Origin of the sequence: Paraferrimonas sedimenticola, from assembly GCF_002282855.1 — a bacterium.
Lineage (GTDB): Bacteria > Pseudomonadota > Gammaproteobacteria > Enterobacterales > Shewanellaceae > Paraferrimonas > Paraferrimonas sedimenticola.
Genome location: NZ_NRIR01000017.1, coordinates 1 through 3,806, shown reverse-complemented (window position 1 = coordinate 3,806; position 3,806 = coordinate 1). Strand labels below are relative to the sequence as shown.

At 46.0% G+C, this 3,806-nt stretch carries 6 protein-coding genes and 1 tRNA gene; 2 read left to right on the top strand and 5 right to left on the bottom strand.

What is annotated here, in order from left to right; genetic code table 11:
* Window positions 1-56: 56 nt before the first annotated feature.
* Complete coding sequence (locus CLC93_RS17525) at window positions 57-761, bottom strand: hypothetical protein (RefSeq protein WP_095507284.1); 705 nt, start codon at window positions 759-761, stop codon at window positions 57-59.
* A gap of 335 nt (window positions 762-1,096) precedes the next feature.
* On the opposite strand from CLC93_RS17525, the gene CLC93_RS17520 reads away from it, so the two are divergent.
* Both CLC93_RS17520 and CLC93_RS17515 read left to right on the top strand, forming a co-directional pair.
* Entirely contained in the window at window positions 1,097-1,330 is a 234-nt protein-coding gene (locus CLC93_RS17520; protein WP_095507283.1) for a type II toxin-antitoxin system ParD family antitoxin, read from the top strand.
* Window positions 1,331-1,334: 4 nt separating this feature from the next.
* Complete coding sequence (locus CLC93_RS17515; RefSeq protein ID WP_095507282.1) at window positions 1,335-1,637, top strand: type II toxin-antitoxin system RelE/ParE family toxin; 303 nt, start codon at window positions 1,335-1,337, stop codon at window positions 1,635-1,637.
* A 140-nt stretch (window positions 1,638-1,777) separates the two neighbouring features.
* Here the strand turns inward: CLC93_RS17515 and CLC93_RS17510 are convergent, their stop codons facing one another.
* The 4 genes from CLC93_RS17510 to CLC93_RS17495 all read right to left on the bottom strand — a co-directional run bounded on the left by CLC93_RS17510 (window position 1,778) and on the right by CLC93_RS17495 (window position 3,256).
* Window positions 1,778-2,068, bottom strand: a complete 291-nt coding sequence (locus CLC93_RS17510; protein WP_095507281.1) for a type II toxin-antitoxin system RelE family toxin — start codon at window positions 2,066-2,068, stop codon at window positions 1,778-1,780.
* On the bottom strand, window positions 2,058-2,306 hold the full coding sequence (locus CLC93_RS17505) for a type II toxin-antitoxin system Phd/YefM family antitoxin (RefSeq protein ID WP_095507280.1): 249 nt from the start codon (window positions 2,304-2,306) through the stop codon (window positions 2,058-2,060). Before CLC93_RS17505 ends, CLC93_RS17510 begins: the two co-directional genes overlap by 11 nt.
* A 227-nt stretch (window positions 2,307-2,533) precedes the next feature.
* Complete coding sequence (locus CLC93_RS18005; protein ID WP_095507279.1) at window positions 2,534-2,797, bottom strand: SemiSWEET transporter; 264 nt, start codon at window positions 2,795-2,797, stop codon at window positions 2,534-2,536.
* Between the two features lie 382 nt (window positions 2,798-3,179).
* Window positions 3,180-3,256: transfer RNA gene (locus tag CLC93_RS17495), tRNA-Met, on the bottom strand.
* Window positions 3,257-3,806: the final 550 nt, after the last annotated feature.

The following is a 3,806-nucleotide window of genomic DNA, read 5'->3' as shown; positions in this document are numbered from 1 at the left end:
TCATTGCAGAATCTCCTGCGTTTTAAGATACGAGAAAATTCTACTTTTCGCTTCAGTTATTTTGCGGGGGGATTACCTTGTTGCGTACTGGCTGGTCCAGATATAACTAGTGGACTGTTCGCTAGTACGGGATTAAGAGGTTTGTTTGATACCTCATCAACTTTTACGTCAACAGGACATTTTGCAACAGCGTAGCTGATGTCTTGCTCAGCGTTAGTCGCTAGCTCTAACCATCCAGGCTGGTAGTCTTGAATACCAAGACTATTCTTTGCTCCAAACAATACGGTCAGTCTTAGCTGACCTAAATAAGCGACTTCTCCTTTTTTCAAGGAAAAGGGAATCTCAAATGGAGAGGCTTTTCTTGAATGGAAGCCGTGTCCGCCGCCACCGTAGCTGTAATAACTGAAACTAGTTAAGGCATAGTTACCTGCAGGAATAGCCTTACAAAAATAGAATCCTTTTTCTCCAGCAACTGGATCAATAAAATCGTATTCAGTGTCTTTATCTTGAATGGACCCAAATCTCGATTGAATAATGTCAGAGTAACCTTCTAATTGGGTATTGCTATAGGAAGCCCAAATCGAGTTGAACCTTTGAGTGCAACCTTCCATGCCACCGCTACATTGTGTGATGAACTTACCGACAATGTAGGCCTTATCCGCCTCAGGCAGAGACTCCAACTCGAGTTGTAAAGGGTTGGTAGGGATAGCGCAACCAGTAGCTAGAACAGCTACTGCAGGTAGCAACAGTTTAAGTTTCATCGAACAATTCCTAGTATTTATAATTTATGTTATTCGTCTCAGTCTAAGCTGAGTTTGAATCGGGTATATGCCTTTGCAGCAATAGAGAGGATTCAGTGCTTGCTAAAGTATAAGGGATAAGTGTTGCGGGAGCCGTGATCTGAATAGGAGTTTTACTTCCTATAGATTGGTTTGGTGTTGCGGAAATTCACGACTCGATTGGTCGAGATGGAGTAGAGAGTCGTTGCTGTTGGCCCTTAGCTGCCGTTGATATAGATAGAATATTCGATGGCAAATATTGCCAATATTTGCCATGATTCGATCAAGTGCAAGTTTAGCAGTAAGAGAGGCATGTTATGGCAACGATGAACATTTCCCTTCCGAGTCCAATGAAAGATTGGGTAGAAGAGCAAGCAAATTCAGGGCTGTACAGTAACGCAAGTGACTATGTTCGAGACCTAATTCGACAAGATCAAAAAGCCAAGTTAGCTAGATTTCAGGCACTAGTATCAGAAGGGGTTCAGTCGGGTCCAGGTGACATGACAATGGAACAGATTGAGCAAGCTGCACTCGACAAGCTAAAAGGCTAAAAGCATGCCTTATACGCTTAGTAAAAAAGCGGAGCAGGACCTTATCTCCATATTTGTTGATGGCGCTCAGCAGTTTGGAGAGATGCAGGCACGAAAATATCATTCTGAACTAAAGATGGTATTCGAGTTGCTGGCGGAAAACCCACTGGCCAATCGAGAGCGCGTTGAGTTTTTTCCACCTATACGGATTCATCCGCACAAAGCACATTTGTTAGTTTATGCCGCTGACGTGAGCCAAGGCGTGTACTTTGTTAGGATTTTGCATCAACGTGAGGACTGGAGGAACACGACCTTTTTAGGCTCATAGTTAGGTCATCCTTCCAATCGTCAGCGAAAATGCGTTTACTCATTCATTTAGATGATTGTCACTTCGGGTGATATCTAAGGTGTAAATGGCCCTTAGCAGTCTCCCGTCGTTTGTTTGTACCAAGGGGCTTGCCCGAAGAATTATTTACCAAAGCGAGCGATAGCCTTTTGATAGACTGCGCTTCGTTCTCGTTTTCCCACAGCCAAGATGGTGATAATAATTACGTCATCTTCCACTTTATACACAAGGCGATAGCCAGATTGCCGAAGTTTAATTTTGTACAGGTTTTCGGCGCCAGATATTTTTGAAGCTGGAACATGTGGATTTTTAAGACGTTCTTCCAGCTTTTTCTTAAATTGCTGCTGAACAGTTGACCCAAGCTTTTGCCATTCCTTTAGTGCGCTTTTTTTGAAGCCAAGACTATAGATCATTAATGTTTACCGAGATGATTTCTTCGTCTTCCCGCTCTTTGGCTATGGCTAGCAACTCAAGATCTTCTAGTTTGTCCATCATCATTTCGTACGCTTCTGCTGGTACGCAATAAAATGCGGGCTCATTTCGATTTAGAACGGCAACAGGCTCACCACAAGCACTTGTTGCAACTTTCATTGGATTCGCTTTTAACTCGGTGATACTCGCAGCAACATCAGCTAAGATTCTAGTTGTCATTTTAAAAGACTCCTTATTAGGTCTTTGAAGTGGTCATTTTAGCGGGCGAACAGTGATTAGGCAAACCAACCATGCGTACTCCAAGGCGTCGAAGGATTCTCGAACTCGTAGGTTTTGTGGGTTATTGAAGGTTAGCTTCTGGCCGTTTGCCGCTGTTCGCGATTGGCTAGATTCCCGCTTTCGCGAGAATGACAGGCGTGGGTATGGGCCGAAAACTGCTGTCAGATCTATCGTTTGAAAACCTCTTGTAACTTCATCGTCAAAATGAAACTCGCCAAAACCAAAGTTATGGTATTTGCGATTATGATTGGCCAATCGTCTAGTAAGACACCGTAGGACAGCCACAAGGCAATGCCTACAACAAAGAGAATGTACATACCTAGAGATATAGAACTCGTGTCTTTGGTTTTAAAGGTGTGGACGACCTGAGGCACAAACGCTGTGGTCGTGCAAATTGCCGCTAGATATCCAATCCAAACTTCATTAACCATTTTGGTTTTCTCAACACAGAAGGTGTTGGCTAATTGTATGCGCTGCAGAGAAAGTAGCGGTAGTGAAGTATTTGGTAGTTGTAGATTGAACAGAGTAGGCCAGCGTTGAGTCCGCAGGACGGTAGCTAAGAGCTAATCTTTTTTTGAAATTAAGCTACGGAAATTGGTTGCGGGAGCCGGATTTGAACCGACGGCCTTCGCGTCTATTATGGAGAGTTGAGCCCGACGAGCGGTTGCTAAGAGCTGGTTTTTTGGGAGTCGTTCTACGGAAATTGGTTGCGGGAGCCGGATTTGAACCGACGACCTTCGTGTCTCTTATGAAGAGTTGAGCCCGACGAGCGGTTGCTACGAGCAGGTTTTTGGGGAATCGTTCTACGGAAATTGGTTGCGGGAGCCGGATTTGAACCGACGACCTTCGGGTTATGAGCCCGACGAGCTACCAAGCTGCTCCATCCCGCGTCCGTAGATTCGGCAAGAATGCCGAGAAGATATTCAGTGTATTGGTTGCGGGAGCCGGATTTGAACCGATGGCCTTCGCGTCTCTTACGGAGAGTTGAGCCCGACGAGCAATTGCTAGTCGCCTTAAACCTTGAATCACTGTCAGTGTGTTGGTTGCGGGAGCCGGATTTGAACCGGTGGCCTTCGCGTCTCTTATGGAGAGTTGAGCCCGACGAGCAGTTGCTAGTCGCCTTAAACCTTGCATCACTGTCAGTGTGTTGGTTGCGGGAGCCGGATTTGAACCGGTGGCCTTCGCGTCTCTTATGGAGAGTTGAGCCCGACGAGCAGTTGCTAGTCGCCTTAAACCTTGCATCACTGTCAGTGTGTTGGTTGCGGGAGCCGGATTTGAACCGGTGGCCTTCGCGTCTCTTATGGAGAGTTGAGCCCGACGAGCAGTTGCTAGTCGCCTTAAACCTTGCATCACTGTCAGTGTGTTGGTTGCGGGAGCCGGATTTGAACCGACGACCTTCGGGTTATGAGCCCGACGAGCTACCAAGCTGCTCCATCCCGC

Coding starts and splice junctions, on each gene's coding strand:
- CLC93_RS17510 (WP_095507281.1), bottom strand. CDS start 2,068: ATGATCTATAGTCTTGGCTTCAAAAAAAGCGCACTAAAGGAATGGCAA.
- CLC93_RS18005 (WP_095507279.1), bottom strand. CDS start 2,797: ATGGTTAATGAAGTTTGGATTGGATATCTAGCGGCAATTTGCACGACC.
- CLC93_RS17520 (WP_095507283.1), top strand. CDS start 1,097: ATGGCAACGATGAACATTTCCCTTCCGAGTCCAATGAAAGATTGGGTA.
- CLC93_RS17505 (WP_095507280.1), bottom strand. CDS start 2,306: ATGACAACTAGAATCTTAGCTGATGTTGCTGCGAGTATCACCGAGTTA.
- CLC93_RS17525 (WP_095507284.1), bottom strand. CDS start 761: ATGAAACTTAAACTGTTGCTACCTGCAGTAGCTGTTCTAGCTACTGGT.
- CLC93_RS17515 (WP_095507282.1), top strand. CDS start 1,335: ATGCCTTATACGCTTAGTAAAAAAGCGGAGCAGGACCTTATCTCCATA.